This window comes from Bacteroides bouchesdurhonensis (genome assembly GCF_900155865.1).
GTDB lineage: Bacteria > Bacteroidota > Bacteroidia > Bacteroidales > Bacteroidaceae > Bacteroides > Bacteroides bouchesdurhonensis.
In genome coordinates this window covers 4503052-4519331 of the sequence record NZ_LT707006.1, presented here as the reverse complement: position 1 = coordinate 4519331, position 16280 = coordinate 4503052, and the positions used below count along the sequence as shown (strand labels likewise).

Here is a 16280-nt window from a genome sequence, read left to right as displayed (position 1 = left end):
TTTGATTTAATCATTGCGTAAGTTTGCGTGAATCTTCATTTAAAGGTATGCTACAATATAATACGACCCTTTTGTTCTCGTTGATAATCTTTGATTTTTATTCTTCTCCAATTCCATGGGGAACCATTGGTAGGAGAAATACAGCCTGCATCGGGATAAACATCATATAAACTTATCTTTTTCACTTTCTTATCTAATTTAGGGAATAGCAATGTCACTAGAATGGAATGTCCTGCACATCCTTCTATCCATAACAGTTTATTTGCTTCAAGTCCTTTAGCTATTCCTTCCAGTTGATATACTTCGCCTGTTGCCTCGTCTACTATGCCCAAATCTCTACCTATACATATCCAATGGCGATCAAAATATATAGGAATGCTTAGTGTCACTTCCGTATGATCATTCGTGGTTTCAATTTTATATATCTCAGTTGAACCACTATTTGTAGGAGCAATAGTCAATTGACTGACAGGAATATTGACTTCTTCTACCTGGTCCGAACGTAGCGGGCGTCCTTCTTTGTCGTATTCAGCTAAACGGGCGACAGTGGGAGCAAATTCATTTACCCATAAATTATTCAGGTTCCATCCCGCGCCGTTAGGGGGTGTTATTCCATTCTCTTCAGGAAAACAATCTCGGATACTTATCTTCTTTACTTTCTTACCTAAGGGGGGAAAAACCATTGTAAATTCTACTAATCTATCTCTTTGTCCCTCAATCCAATAAGTCTGGTTAAGCTGCATTCCACGAGTTAGTGAGCGTATACGATAGATGTCTTGTGTGTTTTCATCTACAATAGACAACCCTTTTTCAAATTGTATCCAATGCCTGTTGTAGAGGACAGGGAGGGCTATTGTCACACGAGTATCTTGGGGAGTACATTCTATAAAACGTACGAATGATTCTCCTTGATTTCTTCTGGAAAGGCGTGAAACCACCAATTGGTCACTGCGCAAATCTACTCCGATCTCATTATTGATATTGTCAGATTGTGGCTCTGGTTCGGATTCTTTTTCCTTGGTGTGAATAGCTTTTTCCCAAGTAATACTTTGGGGCTCTGTTTTTGGCCTTTCTATATTGGCGCGAATGGCTTTTTCAAAAGTAATATCTATCGGCTCTGTTTCCGATTTGTTAGAATCTGTCTTCTGTGTTTCATCCGACTTTGTACTTTCATTGGCAACAAATGGTTCTAATATCGATTGTGAAAAACTATCTGTTATCAATTCTTCTTCCTTAACACTATTTTCAGGAGTGGGTATTATTTCAGATTTCATATTCGAAGTCTCTTTCGGCACAATCGATACTGTCATATCATCTGCTGTCAGATTGCTACTAGTCGGTCTTTCTGTAAAAGAAAACAATGCCAACAAACCGATACACAATGGAAATAAGGCTATTTTACGTAATCCGGAGAAACGTTCCTTATATTGATATTTCATCATGATAAATCTTTTTTTAATTAATGAATTATGAAAACCATTCGCAATTTTCGGGCTGTATCCCATTAGCTCTTCGAATAAAATGCGTTGATAATTAAATAATTCAATCTTACTGGAAAGCAATCTATTGTCTACCTGAAACTCGTGTAGTGCACGCAATTCACGTTTAATCAACCAGATAAAAGGATTGAACCAGAATAAGACGGACATACATTCAATGAAAAAAGTATCCCGATAATGATGGAAAAAGATGTGTGCTTTTTCATGAAGTAGTACCACTTGTAACACTTCTCCTTCTAGTTTTCGATGAATAAAAATTGTTCGATAGAAAGAAAAAGGAGAGGAGACATTATTGTTACGTACAATATGAATTCCATCAGTATCCGTCGTACAGCTTCCCCAACGTTGTAAACGTTTAATGCGTATGACCTCTGTTGATAAATATAACAACAGTATAAGTACACCAATCCCATAAATTGACCAGGCTATTTGCACATAATCCCATGAAGCATAAAAAGGAGGTTCTTCTACCGGTGTCATCGGCTCATTACCACCTTCTGATACTACCGTCTCCGGTATATCAGATTGTATCCCAGGTACTTCAATTTTCGTTTCCGAAATCTCGTTAGCCTGTGTCTCGTGTAATATTGACTGCTGATCATTTATTGGTGTTACTTCCTTTGGATAAACAGGAATGCGTACCACTGCTACCACAATAGCTAGCAATACCGAAAATAGTAAAAACTTGCGGCATTGATTGAAAGCTGCTTTACGATCATACAGTAAATAATAACATAACCACAAAATAAACGAGGCTCCAACAAAACGAAGGATCGTCCATCCGCTCCAGTCAAATTCAATCATACTTTTTAATTCTTTTTGTTTTCTTCCAGCAACTTAATGAGTTCGTCAATCTCTTGTACTGACATTTTCTCTTTCTTTGTAAAAAAAGAAACCATTGCTTTGACTGAACCACTAAAAAAGTTATCAACCACACGATCCATGAATCGATTGGTGTAACTCTCTTTTGTCACTAATGGATAATACTGATAAGTCTTTCCATAACTATTATATGCTACAAAACCTTTGTTTTGTAGTACACGAAGCACGGTTGAAACCGTATTATACGCAGGACGAGGTTCCTCCAAATCTTGCAAGATTTCATTTACAAAAGCACTCCCTTTTTGCCAAAGTACCTGCATAATTTGAAGCTCAGCTTTTGTTAATTCTTTCTGTTCGTTCATTTCTACTTTTTTTAATTGCATATCTCTTCGCTCAAGTCTTTGGGATACAACCTGATTGTGATGAGGCAAATATATAACTATAAATATAGATATAAAACTATATTAGTAATAATTCACATTAAAAATAGAGTGTTTAACGTTTATGATTGCAATATTCCTATTCTTAATTCATATGCAAGATCTATTTTCTTCAAATTATATACTAATATTGTGTTCTTTTTATGGATGTTATGAACTCGTCTAGCGTAGTTTTCTTTCTGTAGCGATTCATTTTTCATGATGATAGAAATTACCCTGATATAAATTATCTATAATTAAACAACCTATATCAGGGTAACAATAGTTCGTTAAGTTTTGAATTAACAACTAAAAAGTAGGTCAAGTCCTACCAATTCATTATATTAAGGGTTCCTACATCCTGAAAAAAATGAATCTGAACGAACTTGACCAATATCTTGAGATAATAAATAATTTGCTGAGTCAGTCAGCTGCAAAGATAAACAAATGGCGTGAGAAATTTATGCTTGAAGTACTACTTTTATATCTGATTATCCCCGGTAGGATTAATTTCCTTCAACTGGGTCGTTATGGTCGCTTTTGCGAACAACGCTATCGTCAGCAGTTTGGTCGCAAGTTTGACTGGCTCTGCTTCAATGCGACTTTGGCTGAATCTCAGATAAGTAGCCGTGTTGCTATCGCTTTCGATCCGAGTTATATCAGCAAGTCAGGGAAATGCACTCCCTATCTGGGCCGTTTTTGGTCCGGTTGTGCAAAAATGGCTAAGCATGGTCTTGAAATCTCCGGTATAGGTATTATTGATATGGATCTTCATACCTGCTTCCATTTGGAGGCCGTTCAAACGCCGCCTGTGAAAACCTTGGAACAAGCTAAATGGACATTGATAGATTGGTATTTGCATGTACTTCGTACCCGTAAGGGAACTCTTCAGCAGCTGACCAAGTATGTAGTTGCCGATGCTTATTTCTCTAAATCCACTTTTGTGGATGGTGCCCTGGATATAGGATTCCATGTCATCAGTCGTTTTCGGGATGACGCTTATTTCCGGTATCTGACGATGGAACAACCTACGGGTAAAAAGGGCCGACCTAAATTGTATGATGGTAAAATTGATATGAAACACTTGGAAGAGGAACGTTTTGAAATTATTCAGTTGGAAAAGGGAGAGGGACGAATACTTTCAGCAATCGTCCACTCCCGTTCCTTAGGGAGAAATATTCGATTGTGTATTTGGGAAAGTGATGACAAGAAGGTGCGTAAGTTATATTTCTCTACGGACACGCAGATGAAAGCGATGGATATACTGGATTATTACAGGACTCGTTTTCAAATTGAATTTTGCTACCGGGATAGCAAGCAATTCACAGGGCTGACCGACTGCCAAAGTCGCGACTTGGACAAACTGCATTTCCACTTTAACGCTTCATTGACCAGTGTAAATCTGGCAAAAGTGAAAGCCTTGGAGAAGGGAACTGTTCTATCAATGGCATCTGTAAAGGTGCTGTGCCACAATCTTTTTCTTATGCAACGATTTATTTCCGTGTTAGGGATTAATCCTAACGAGGAAATAAATCGAAGACTATGGGAAGAGGGAGTGAAATTTGCAGCAATTGCTGCGTAAATGTTAATTAAATCCATAATCATACCAATTGAGTCCATTCTTCTGATCCAACTCCTTACCATTATACTTATAAGGCTGAACATTCACTGTAGAAGTAAACATACCACCAAACGGATAGTAACTGTTAGTTTCCTCCACAATCCCATCCTTATCCGCCACTACACGAATATTTCCCTGATGATCTTTCAGATAAAAATGAAACTTCCTATCCGGAAAACTCACATACCCCGCTTCATTGAGCAGCATCTTCAGCACACCATTCTCATAGACCGCATTCCCACAGTAATCCGTAGTCAAGGTAGTAGAACCCGTCTTATGTACAGTACGCGACTTTACTCCGTCGGTGGTGTACTCATACTCAACACTATTACCATTACCAAAGATCACCTGATCAGGCAAATTTAAACAATTATATCCAATACTACTAATATTCTTGTTTAAATCTTTAATCAGATTGCCATTTTTATCGTAAGTATACTCTGTTGTCTGATTAGCTCCGTCTTTAAACTCCGTACCATTACCGTAAACTGAATTCGTTACGTTGTCCTTCACAGCCAGCAACTGATTACCACTATAAGTCAAAGCCAAGTCATCAACCAATCCGTAAGCCGTTGCAGAAATCTGTCCGTAACGTTTCAATTTCAGGATATTACCCATCTTGTCATAACCGGTTATCTGTTCATTAAAACGGTTCGGATTAATCGTAAGATTATTACCTTCCCCGTAATTCGCATCCTTCAACCTGGAAAGACCGTCATACGTAAAACGATACCCCCTGTCTGCAGTTTCAGTTCCCGCCTTCCAGGACATGCTGCTGATGTTACCATTGTAACAAGGAGTATTCCCGGTCATCTTCTCCTGATAATTGAGCGTCTGGCTGAACAACGGTCCACTGACACTCTTCGTCCACGAACGGACATTATACGTGTAATCACTCCTCAGCTTACCGTTCCCATTCCTGCGGTCAGACTTCAGACGACCCACCTCATCATACACATGATCCACCAGCGTAACCGGAGCATCGTCATTCAACTGATAAGTCGTCCTGAGCAAACGGTCCGCATGGTCATACGTATGGGTTCTTGTTTCCGTAACCGTTTCTTTTCCAGGGACAGTGCGTACTTGTTTGACCTGTGCCGGTTTGCCGGTAAAACTGTATAGGGTGCAGGTCAGGTCCGTTCCACCCAACCCATTGTTACCCCTCTGCTGAACCATCCGGTAACGTTCATCATAATACATCACAGAATAAAGATACCCCGTAACCGCACCTGTCTTCGAGAGCTTAGCTACATATGATCCCGTCTGCTGCCCCCGGCAGCCACCCTTGTAACGTTTCCCGTAACCCGGAACCTCCGTATAAGAAGTAGTAGCATCATTGGGAATACTGTTACTTTTACCCAGAAAATCATAACTGTCGTAATAAACAGCAGAGAGAACCGTAGGAGCATTCAGGGTGATACCCGAAATACTGTAACCTTTCACCGCACCTGCTGCCTGTTCCCAAGTACCTTTCACCACAATATCCCTCAACGGGTCAGCCGTATAATCGGGATTGTTCTTACAGGTTCCCGTCAGCACAATACGGTTAAAAGCGTCCGGTATACTGAACGACCATTCCCCTTTAGTGCGCTGCTCCCCATCCTGGGTAAAGATAGGTCGGTCCGCAGCGTCATAAACCGTATACACCGGTTCACAACCCGGTAGCTTCTTATAGATACAACGGTTCAGCTTGTCATAACGGTAAACATACACATACTTCTTAAGTATCTCATTACTCTCTGTCCAGGAAGCGGCACTGTTCAGATTGTCCGCCGCAAGCGGAGGCAACACAAAACGTACATTACCATAATCATCATACACATAATAAGTATCATGCGCCAGGCTCCCGTCCATCTGACGGCTCAGTACCACCCGGCCCAGCTTATCCTTAAACTCGTAACTGACATTACCATCCTCCTCCGTAACCTTGACACCGTAAAGTGAACCATCGGCATAATACCCCGTACTCTTCAGGCCATTCCCCGAATACCCGTACATACGCACTGACAGTTGAGCAACATCACCCGCATTCGTCACATAATCCGTCGTGACAGCCTTCCCGGCAGCATGCCAGTCATTACCCACACCGGCCTGCCTGACAACCCTGCCAAGCTCCGACCCGTCATACGACGTCTCACTGTAAGGACGCCCGTCATTCCCGTAAAGTTCAGTAGCCTGGGCAGCCCGTTTCACCACCGACGGATGGACATAAGCCCCAAGATCATCTGCAACCGGCGCAGGCAGCCACTGCCGAAGCTCACGCCCCATACCGTCATACTCCTGTAACGTGATCAGATTATTACCCCCCGGAGTAATCCCCCGCAGAATCCTCTCCGTCGCCTGGCCCAAATGGTCGAAATACTGTATCTCAAGAAGCTGCTCATCCTCTTTTAAAGAAGAAGTGGAGGAAGCCTTCTTCAAAGGCGTCAGGCTAATGACATGGGGCTGCCCCTTTGTCGTCACAATATCCCCACCGGCACCACGGATTCGGATATTGGTGGTGATGGAACCGTTAAGGCTGATACCCTCCGATACCACATAGTAAGTACCCACCGCCAGCTCCTGTAACTCCAACTGCGCATGCCCCTTCGTGTTGCCACTGTTACGCAGCAGCTTCCCGTCCTTATCCAGCAGGCTCATATACGTATCCGCAAGCGAAGACCCAGCATGGTCTATCGTAACAGCCAGCACCTTCTCCATCGTGAACTTATAATACACGTCATTGGCCGTCTTCCCCTGATACCGGTTCGTATACCCCGAAGCCGTATTACGGATATCGGAGAAAGAAAAGCCCTTGTTATGCGGTCCCAGATCAATGGCCATCTCAAAAGAATCCCCCGGAGTATTAACCACCGTCCCCGTAAGGGCAGTAGTAAGGCTCCCATTACTTGCCCCATCCGTAACCACATAATATGTTCCCGGCATGAGCAATGGAATATGGATACAAGCACTTTTCGTATTGCTGCAAGCGCCACTGCCCGAATAGTCATCATTGAAGTACAACACCCGTTGCCTGTCGGAAGAGAACACCTTCAGGTACGTGTCCGCTACCGCAGAACCGCAGGTAGTTATACCTATCCCCATCGGCTGGGTAATGGTAAAACGGTAGTACACCTCCTTGCCCGCCTTTTCCGGCTGTTTGCTACCCGAGAAGTTGGAAGTGCTCCGCGTATCGGTATAGGTAAAGTCGGAAAAACGGCTGCCCACCTCTACCGGATAGGAGAAGTCACTGCCCACAGGAGGGAGAGTGCCGCTAAGGTTGAAGCTGAACCCGGAACTTCGAAAGCTCCTTCCCCATCCGTAGATATAATACTCCCCCGCAGAAAGCTCCACCTGCCGGGCATTGCTGTCCCCGCTATTGGATACACAGATAGTATCCCCGGCGGCATTCATCAGGCTGGACTGCGAATAATCATATTCATCCCGGACACCTCCCTGCCTTAAACTCACCTTCATCGGATTATCCAGCGTGAAACGGTAAACAACATCGTGCGTGTATTCATCCACCCTCATATCCTTGGCCGAGCGGTAGTCATTTCTAAACTGGTCGAAATCCTCCACACCGGGAGCCAGGTTGAAGTTATCGCTAAAACTCCCCAGCTCAAAGGGGCACAGGAAATCCTCTCCCGTGGTACGCCCGCTTCCCTCCACCTGCACGTCAATCGTCACATCAGGTACAGGGTCATTCAGGTTACCCGACTGCTGCCCCTCCACTACAAAGTAATAGACACCCGGAGTCAATCCGAAAGCAATATTGGAGTGTAACTTGTATTCCCACCTCTTACCGGCGTCATCCAACAATGCGACATTGGTCCAGCAACGGTCAGGACGGGTTATCTTAAACCTTACGGTCATTGAATTAGTCAGCGTAATCCGGTAAAAGACCTCCTTGACGCCAAGGTAAGGAGGATAATCCACATCCCAGTAAAAATCATCCCCGAAATCCCCCGTATACCGGCTGTCGGTAAATGTAAAAGGGCTGTCATGCGTGCCGATGTCAATGGCTGTGTCCATACGGTGCTGGTAAGCCGGTTGCCCGGACATCACCGCCGAGAACAGGCCAAACAATAAGATGCAAATATATTTTTTCATACGTTTCTTCTTTTTTTTTAATTCTGTTATTGTATTTCATTTCTTGTGTTATTTCCCCAAACGGTAGATATACTGTTGCAACATCACCTTCTGCAAATCGGGATCCACGTAATAACTGTCCGTTAATCGGTTATAATGGTCATACTCAAAACGGGTCACCACACCGTTCGGGTCCGTCACTCCGGTAAGCCCCTTCACCGGGTCGTAATCGTAGAGCGTCACCCTGGCACCCGGCAGTGCCTCGCGCAGGGACCCGATCTTATTCAGGATATCATCCGAGGGTCCCGCAAAGCCCGACCAGGCATCCAACACATTCGTATCTGTCGCCGAGTAGCCCATTCCGCCCAACACCTCATTACGGGTAGCATTCTCAATCTTAGCTATCGGGAAACGGTTGAGATACCCCCACAGGAAAGTGACGGGAGTGCCATCCTTGCCTTTAATTTCCGCCACATTATGATGGCCGTCATAAGCCGTATAGACCACTTCATCGCGGAAGTCGGACGTCTGGTCCGTCTTGCTGCGGATACGTTCCGGGAAGCAGGTGCCATCCTTGAACAAAATGCGATTTTCACGTGAATGCCCGCCTTCGCTATGCTTGTGGTACGAAAGGACAGCAGGAAAACCATCCAAGAACTCATACTCATCGGTAACGGCGGTACTGTTACTGTTGGCCACCTCCACCTTCTTGGGCTCCAACGAAGCTCCCGGATTAGAGAAATTGATGTTGTACGAATAGTCTTTCGTCGTCACAAGGCTGTCACGACGTCCGTTGGCCGAATAATATTCGGTTGTTTTTTCCTTGCTGAGCACACAGTAGTTGGTCACATCCAGGAAAAACTCAGTCTGCACCTTTGCATTCTCATCACCAGGCGTATAATAATTGCCGGAGACAAAAAACTCCTTGCCGCTGAGCGTGCTTGCATTCATGTATTTGCTATAACTGTCGGCACCAATCGAAATCAGCCGTACCGGAAGATCGACAAAAACGCTCCCGTTGGAAGAGACCCTGGTATTTTCATAATCCGTACGTGAAACCAATTCATCCTTCTTGAAACAATTCTTACGGATCAAACGCCCGTAAATCTGATAACTGTCCGAAGGGTGTCTCGCCAGATCATCCGAGGGGTCTTGCGGATGGGCGGGGAAAGGACGGAACAGTTTGCGCAGTTCTTTCTCCGGCTTGCTTTCCAGAAACTGCTTAACCATATCGGTCTGTCCGTCATACCAACTCAGCACTCCCTCGTAATTGTGCAGCTTCACATTGTAATAGTAATCCGTATGAATGGATTCCATTCCGTCCCCGCTGATTTCTTCACTGACAATATTATACATCACGGCACTTCCGTTATTGAACGTAATGTTGGAGTGGGGCATGGAACGATACGTAGTCAGGTATTCAAACCAGGTAAAGTTGCTAATGGAACCTTCTACAAAATTACCCATGCCCGAGCAATAATCCCGCTCGCTGACAATATGCTTGATGGCACCGCCACCCCAGACCGGTTCATAACCGGCATTATTCACCTGGGTCAGCCCATACCGGTACGATTTAACCGTACGGCGGCCGGTATGCGGATCCCTGGTAACAATGCTCTTTACACGCAGCCCGCCGACCGGATGGAGATAATTACGGTAATCGGCCGAGCGGCTGGGGTCGCGGACCCCGCCGTAATTCCCTTCATACTCGAAAGTCGTCTGTATCCCTTGCGGGTCGGTGATACGGCTGAGAATACCGGCTGCAGCCCACCCGGCATCCGCTTCCCGGTTCCTGCCCGAATGCTCAAGAATGGTTTCCAGTGTTTTGCCTATTCCGTTGGGCACATACACTTTTCTGCGGAAACTGGGAATATTCCTTTCGTCTTCGGTGGTGGTGTTGGCACCGTTGCAGAACCCCCAATGGTCTACCGCCACGGTATAGATGGAAGGGACACTATAAATATTATTATAATGGAACGCATACACCTTTGTCTCCACCCCGGGAGCCGAGACACGCACCGAGTCGAGTTTGGTCAAGGAAGTGGAACTGTTGTAAAGGCTGATAAAGAACTCGATGGAACGGACCGTTTCACCCCGGGCATCGGTCACATCCATACGGTCGTAAACGTCCGTAGCGGTCACATCGGAGCCTACCGTCTTATAAGAGACAGTAAGGGCATTGCCGAAATAATTGATCTTGCCCAGACGCGCCTCCTCGCCACGCCCGCCCAGGAAAGAACCGCTCGTAGGATAATGCACGCCTGCCTGCGCCTCCGAAAGGGGAGTGAGCTTGGCGTTATAAGGCGAAGTGTAGCCCTCAGCGTCGATGCGGTAGTGTCCGTTGGGCTTTCCGGGCACCATCTTGGAGAATACGATCTTGGGGGAACCATTCTGGATGTCATTAATGACGATCCGGCTGTCCATGTTAAAATATGCGCCCGCATGCAGCCGCGTTCGGGCCGTGGTATATTCAAAGGTGACCGGATGACCAGTTTGACGCGGAGAACGGATAGCCGTGCACATCCAGCGGGTGATCATATCGTCCGCTTTCTCGTTCACGCCGTCAAACTCGTATTTCACGCCGTTGCCGTCTGTGATATCCATGCGTGTTCCGTGGTAGCGGACGTCATCATTGGTCAGGGGGATACAACGCATGGGGCTGAACGGCTCCAGGAAATACCCGCTTCCGCCACCATGGGGAAGCTTGTAGACAAACTTGTCCGGTTGCGTGTCATATTGGTTGTCCACCTGGGCGTTATAATACCTCAACCGCTCCACCTTGTCTGTCGGGACCGGGCTGTTGCGGGTGTTGAACCAGCCGTACGTGTCGCTGTCCACGATGCCTTTGACCTCCCGCATGATGGATGGTTCCAGGTTCAGTGTCCAACCGGTGCCGGCAAGCCCGCTGCGTTCTTTCGGTTTCAGCCCCGAGGCATGGTAGGACAGGGAGATCGGAAGGGTGATGTCTCCCGCTACGATTTCATACAGGGGGATTGTTATATTGGGGATTCCCGTACAATAGTCTACCGGGTACGACCGGTATTTCTCCATCGCTGCCGCCTCCGGCGATACGGGGACGATGCGGGGAACGTCCAGGCTGATCTCATGGGGTTGTTGCGCGTGTAGTCCTAATAGCGGGAAACAGGCCAGCAAAAGAACTCGGGATAACTTTCCGCTTATCCGCTTTATTCTGCTTTTAGAATGGATTGTATTAAAAATAGTCATTATTATCTTGATTTAAATGGATTAAGTAGTTTATTTATAAATAAAATTCAGGTAAACAATCCCCCTGGCAGAACCAGGCTCTTATCCACAGGGGATTGTACCGGTGTTTGTGTACCGAACCTGTTTGGAGCATTCATTGACGAAAGCTGCCTACAAATTCTACAGGTTCATTGCATTGCCTCCCAGTGCGCCGAGCACTGCTGAAGCCACGGCGATAATCGCTTTGAGGATGATATCCCAGGCTGGTTTCTTCATTGCCATCATTTTCCCACCTCCTTTCCGGGTCTTTAAATAGTTTGAATCGGTTTATAATGCTCCTGAAAGTGGCTTTCAATCACTGTCAGTTGGTTTACTATTAATGTTCAACCGGTCGTCGATCAACTCTGAATTTGCTCTGGATTTGCTCTTTCACTTCGGACACGGATATGTTCCGAGCCTCCAGATAGGGCGTACGATTCCCCTTCATAGTAAGGGTGTTTACTACGATCAGATTGATTATTAATAAGTTAGCTGATAATTGCTAGCCATTGGAATGCCCCATTGCCTGCGGCGGCGAATGACAAGGGTGCGGGTAAGGTTCGCGTCCATTGGAAAACTCGCCGGTATGCAGTGGAGCTTTCCCGTTTACCGACATATCTTGAACTTGCGGCACCTCAGGTCCAGTCTTGCCGGAATGGTTGGTTGATTGTAGCCGTTCTGCATTGTCTCTCAGAGCGGAAACATCCGATGTTATATCGAGATTTAATTTGTTCATTGGTATATTACTTTTTAGTTTCACAAAAGGGCTTCAATGCTCGATCCTCTGCTTGCTTTATGAAAAATATTGTATAGGATGTTCATAATGATGTCTCCTTTCTGTGAAATATGAATTAAATGTTAGTAAAATTAGCCGCAAAAACTATATAAATGTTTGCATTTAGCAAATATTATTTCCTCTATTTATAATAAGGAAGTGTTTAACGATACAAATATACTAACTATATTCTATAAAACAATAATAAAGTTAGTATATTGACATCGTTTAACTAACCAGTTTATAACTGTTAATGATTCTTAGTAAGCAATAATAGGTAAGGAAGGATAAAGGAAGTTATTGCTATAGGAAGGATAGGGAATGTCTAAGGAGATGAAAATGAAGATGAAACTAAGCTTTGGAAACTCTTATCAATTAAAAAGAAACTAATACTAACATAATGTTCTTTGTGTAATAGTTAGGTGTGACTAGATTCATGTATGATCTGCTGTATCTCTAAGGAATATTATGCTACTATTTATTGTCATTCGTCACTTTTGGGAATTAAGTCTCAGATAATCAACGGTAAATTGGTGACAATAGAACGGTGACAATAGAGTGACAATAGACATTTATAGAATTTCTATTGTCACTACTATTTAGCAATTTGGTTATTTAAATATTTGATTGTCAGCCATTAGGTAGACAATTCTATTGCCGGTCCCCCGAGTGGTAAGAATCCCTTTATCCACTAGATTATTGAGTTCCCGCAATGCTTTCCCTTTCAATAAACCCGTTATTTGAGTATATTCTCTGCGGGTGATGAAATGATTCTTGGTTAAAAACGCTTGTAACCGGGAGTGCCTTGTTTCTTCCGGTATATTCGACGATTGTTGGAAACCGGACTTGGAACGGGATACCGTTCCTGAACTACGTCTGCGAAACCATTTTGTAGCTCTGAAATTCACATTATCGAAAGAAATGGATACTGAGCGAATCTCTTTTTTATCCATTACCGGACGTGCTTTCAGGCTTACCGAGAAATATCCGAATTCTCCCAGTTTAACGTGATAACCTTCACTCAGATAATAAGAAACTTTCTCTTGGAGAGATACCATGATACCAGCCAAATCCCCTTCCGTAAAAGAAGAAGCTTCTGCTATCTCACGAAACAATTGTTTGCTGTCTACCGTCCCTTTCGATACAATTCGGGGATATAAAGGTTGGATTTCCCCGTCTCCATTCTCATTTGGTTTTCTTCGAAAATCATAATCTGCTGCCATTGCATTACTTGTTTTTTTTGTTAGTTAATAGAATTGTTATTCAACTGATACTACGTGTAGTAGAACAAATACTAGTAACCTTAATGCACTGACAAGGCTCGACTAATGTTTTTTGTAAGGTGCACGTTCTCGTTTCACGTACGTGAGCCATTCGGATGATGTACGTGAACCCAAAGGATCACGTACGTGGGTCGATGGGATTATGTACGTAAAACGATTTTTATCATTGCAAAGATACACTAATTGGAGCTTTAAAACAACTAAATGAACGGTTTATTTCCTCTTAAACAAAGGGAATTACGCAATTTTATACGCTGAATTTATTCCACTGAAATAAAAAGGTAAAAAGATTGTTTTGTGCTATTATTTTATTTATCTTTGAAGAACATATAAACATTCAAGAAGAAAAAATGAAGATAACACAAATCAGGGAAAAGGAAGGCGTAGAAGCGTTGAGTATAATAGAGTTTGACTTGTTGAAGGAGAAAATAAAAACAGAGATAAAGACATGTCCGGTCACCGGATTACGCCAGGCCCTGCATTATGTTTTACCCGGAGATACTTGTATGTTAGCACAAAAGCTTCCTAAAGTAATGCCTGCTGCCGTCTTCGGACGTGTGAATGGCGTAAGGCGTATGAAAACATACAATGGAGTTGTTGAACTAAGTGTCGGTCCGTTGGCTGGAAAGGCAGAAGTCGAGTTGGTGAAGAGAAAAGCGGCGGAACTGCCGCAAACTATGTTTGCCTTTATGGGGTCGAGTGGGAAATCGGTTAAAATATGGACATGTTTCACTCGTCCGGACGGAACATTACCTCAGACTTTGGAGGAAGCGGAAATCTTTCAGGCTCATGCTTATCGGTTGGCTGTGAAGTGTTACCAACCCCAAATTCCTTTCGACATTCAGTTGAAAGAACCTACCTTGGAACAATATTCACGATTAAGTTATGATCCCGAGCCTTTTTATCGGGTGAATTCCGTCGCTTTCTATTTATCTCAACCTTTGGGGATGCCTAAGGAAACAACTTACCGCGAAAAAGCAGTTGCAGAGAAATCTCCTTGGCAACGTATTGTACCCGGGTATGATGCAAAAGACGCATTAGCATTACTTTACGAAGCAGCTTTGCGGAAAACGTTGGAAGAAATGAAGGAAGGGTGGATGCCGGAGACAGATTTGCAACCTTTGGTGGTACAGTTGGCTAGGAATTGTTTTCTTTCCGGTATTCCCGAAGAAGAAGTGACTCGAAGGACTATTCATCGGTATTATGTTGCCGCACAAGCAATGCTGGTCCGGGCGATGATAGGAAATGTATATAAGGAGTGCAAAGGTTTCGGTAAGAAAGACGGGCTGACAAAAGAACAATACCTTGCTTTGCAAACGGAAGAATTTATGAATCGACGTTATGAATTCCGGTATAACACACAGGTAGGAGAGGTCGAGTATCGGGATCGTTGTTCGTTCTATTTTCGTTTCCGGCCGTTGGATAAGCGGATGCAGAATAGTATCCTATTGGATGCACAAAGTGAAGGTATTGCGGTATGGGATCGTGATGTGGATCGTTATTTGCATTCAAATCGTGTGCCTGTTTATAATCCTTTAGAAGACTTCATCTTTCATCTTCCCAATTGGGACCGGAAAGATCGGATAACGGAATTGGCAGCTCGTGTGCCTTGTGATAATCCACATTGGAACATGCTTTTTCATCGTTGGTTTCTGAACATGGTGTTACATTGGCGAGGGCTTGATAAACAGTATGCAAACAGTACTTCTCCCTTGCTAGTAGGTGCGCAGGGAACTCATAAATCTACCTTTTGTCGAGATTTGATACCACCCGAACTTCGTGGCTATTATACCGATAGTATTGATTTTAGCCGAAAGCGGGATGCGGAAATGTATCTGAATCGCTTTGCGTTGATTAATATTGATGAATTTGATCAGATAACTCTTACGCAACAAGGTTTCTTGAAACATATTTTGCAAAAGCCGGTAGTTAATCTTCGTAAACCTTATGGAAATTCGGTACAGGAACTGCAACGTTATGCTTCATTTATTGCCACTAGCAATCAAAAGGATTTGCTGGCTGATCCTTCGGGTAGTCGTCGTTTTATCTGTATTGAGGTAAAAGATGCTATTGATACGACCCGTCCGATTGACTATCAGCAGTTGTATGCACAGGCCATGTATGAGATTTATCATGGGGAACGGTATTGGTTTGATGAGAAAGATGAGGATATTTTGAGGCAAAGTAATCGGGAGTTTGAGCAGACGCCTCCTGCTATTCAGTTGTTTTATCATTATTTCAAGGCTGCAGGAGATGATCGGGAAGGAGAGTTCCTTTCTCCGATGGAAATTCTGGATTATTTGCAAAAAAGGACGACTATTTCTTTGTCTTCCGGCAAAGCAAATCACTTTGGAAGATTGCTTCAAAAAGCCGGAATACCTTCAAGACATACCAACAAAGGAACTGTGTATCGGGTAGTTAAGTTGTAAAATGAGTGAATGATAATATAAAAATTAGTGGCAATAAAGTGACAATAGAAACTGGTATTTTTCTATTATCACTTTATTGTCACTGCTTGTTGTCACTATTTTGCTGCTGATTATTAGT

At 43.9% G+C, this 16280-nt stretch carries 9 protein-coding genes; 2 read left to right on the top strand and 7 right to left on the bottom strand.

Going from position 1 to position 16280, the window contains the following annotated elements; genetic code table 11:
• Window positions 1–50: 50 nt before the first annotated feature.
• Together CZ225_RS19805 and CZ225_RS19800 are read right to left on the bottom strand one after the other, a co-directional pair.
• Window positions 51–2303, bottom strand: a complete 2253-nt coding sequence (locus CZ225_RS19805; RefSeq protein ID WP_077155168.1) for a M56 family metallopeptidase — start codon at window positions 2301–2303, stop codon at window positions 51–53.
• 5 nt (window positions 2304–2308) lie between these two features.
• Entirely contained in the window at window positions 2309–2683 is a 375-nt protein-coding gene (locus CZ225_RS19800) for a BlaI/MecI/CopY family transcriptional regulator (protein WP_077155901.1), read from the bottom strand.
• A 427-nt stretch (window positions 2684–3110) separates the two neighbouring features.
• On the opposite strand from CZ225_RS19800, the gene CZ225_RS19795 reads away from it, so the two are divergent.
• On the top strand, window positions 3111–4322 hold the full coding sequence (locus CZ225_RS19795) for a transposase (RefSeq protein WP_077152843.1): 1212 nt from the start codon (window positions 3111–3113) through the stop codon (window positions 4320–4322).
• Between the two features lie 3 nt (window positions 4323–4325).
• Here CZ225_RS19795 and CZ225_RS19790 read toward each other — a convergent pair whose 3' ends face one another.
• The 5 genes from CZ225_RS19790 to CZ225_RS19775 form a co-directional block, all read right to left on the bottom strand.
• On the bottom strand, window positions 4326–8453 hold the full coding sequence (locus CZ225_RS19790; RefSeq protein ID WP_077155167.1) for a DUF6443 domain-containing protein: 4128 nt from the start codon (window positions 8451–8453) through the stop codon (window positions 4326–4328).
• A gap of 48 nt (window positions 8454–8501) precedes the next feature.
• A complete protein-coding gene (locus CZ225_RS19785; RefSeq protein WP_159441792.1) occupies window positions 8502–10691 on the bottom strand; it encodes an RHS repeat domain-containing protein in 2190 nt (729 codons plus the stop codon).
• Between the two features lie 1125 nt (window positions 10692–11816).
• On the bottom strand, window positions 11817–11912 hold the full coding sequence (locus CZ225_RS23770; protein WP_159441799.1) for a smalltalk protein: 96 nt from the start codon (window positions 11910–11912) through the stop codon (window positions 11817–11819).
• A gap of 265 nt (window positions 11913–12177) precedes the next feature.
• A complete protein-coding gene (locus CZ225_RS19780; RefSeq protein WP_077153068.1) occupies window positions 12178–12411 on the bottom strand; it encodes a hypothetical protein in 234 nt (77 codons plus the stop codon).
• A 650-nt stretch (window positions 12412–13061) separates the two neighbouring features.
• Window positions 13062–13673: an HU family DNA-binding protein gene (locus CZ225_RS19775; RefSeq protein WP_077155165.1), complete on the bottom strand. Its 612-nt coding sequence runs from the start codon at window positions 13671–13673 to the stop codon at window positions 13062–13064.
• Between the two features lie 410 nt (window positions 13674–14083).
• Here CZ225_RS19775 and CZ225_RS19770 point away from each other — a divergent pair, with 410 nt between their 5' ends.
• The gene (locus CZ225_RS19770; RefSeq protein ID WP_077155900.1) at window positions 14084–16162 is read left to right on the top strand and encodes a BT4734/BF3469 family protein; all 2079 of its coding nucleotides are present in this window, start codon (window positions 14084–14086) and stop codon (window positions 16160–16162) included.
• The last annotated feature ends 118 nt before the right edge of the window (window positions 16163–16280 follow it).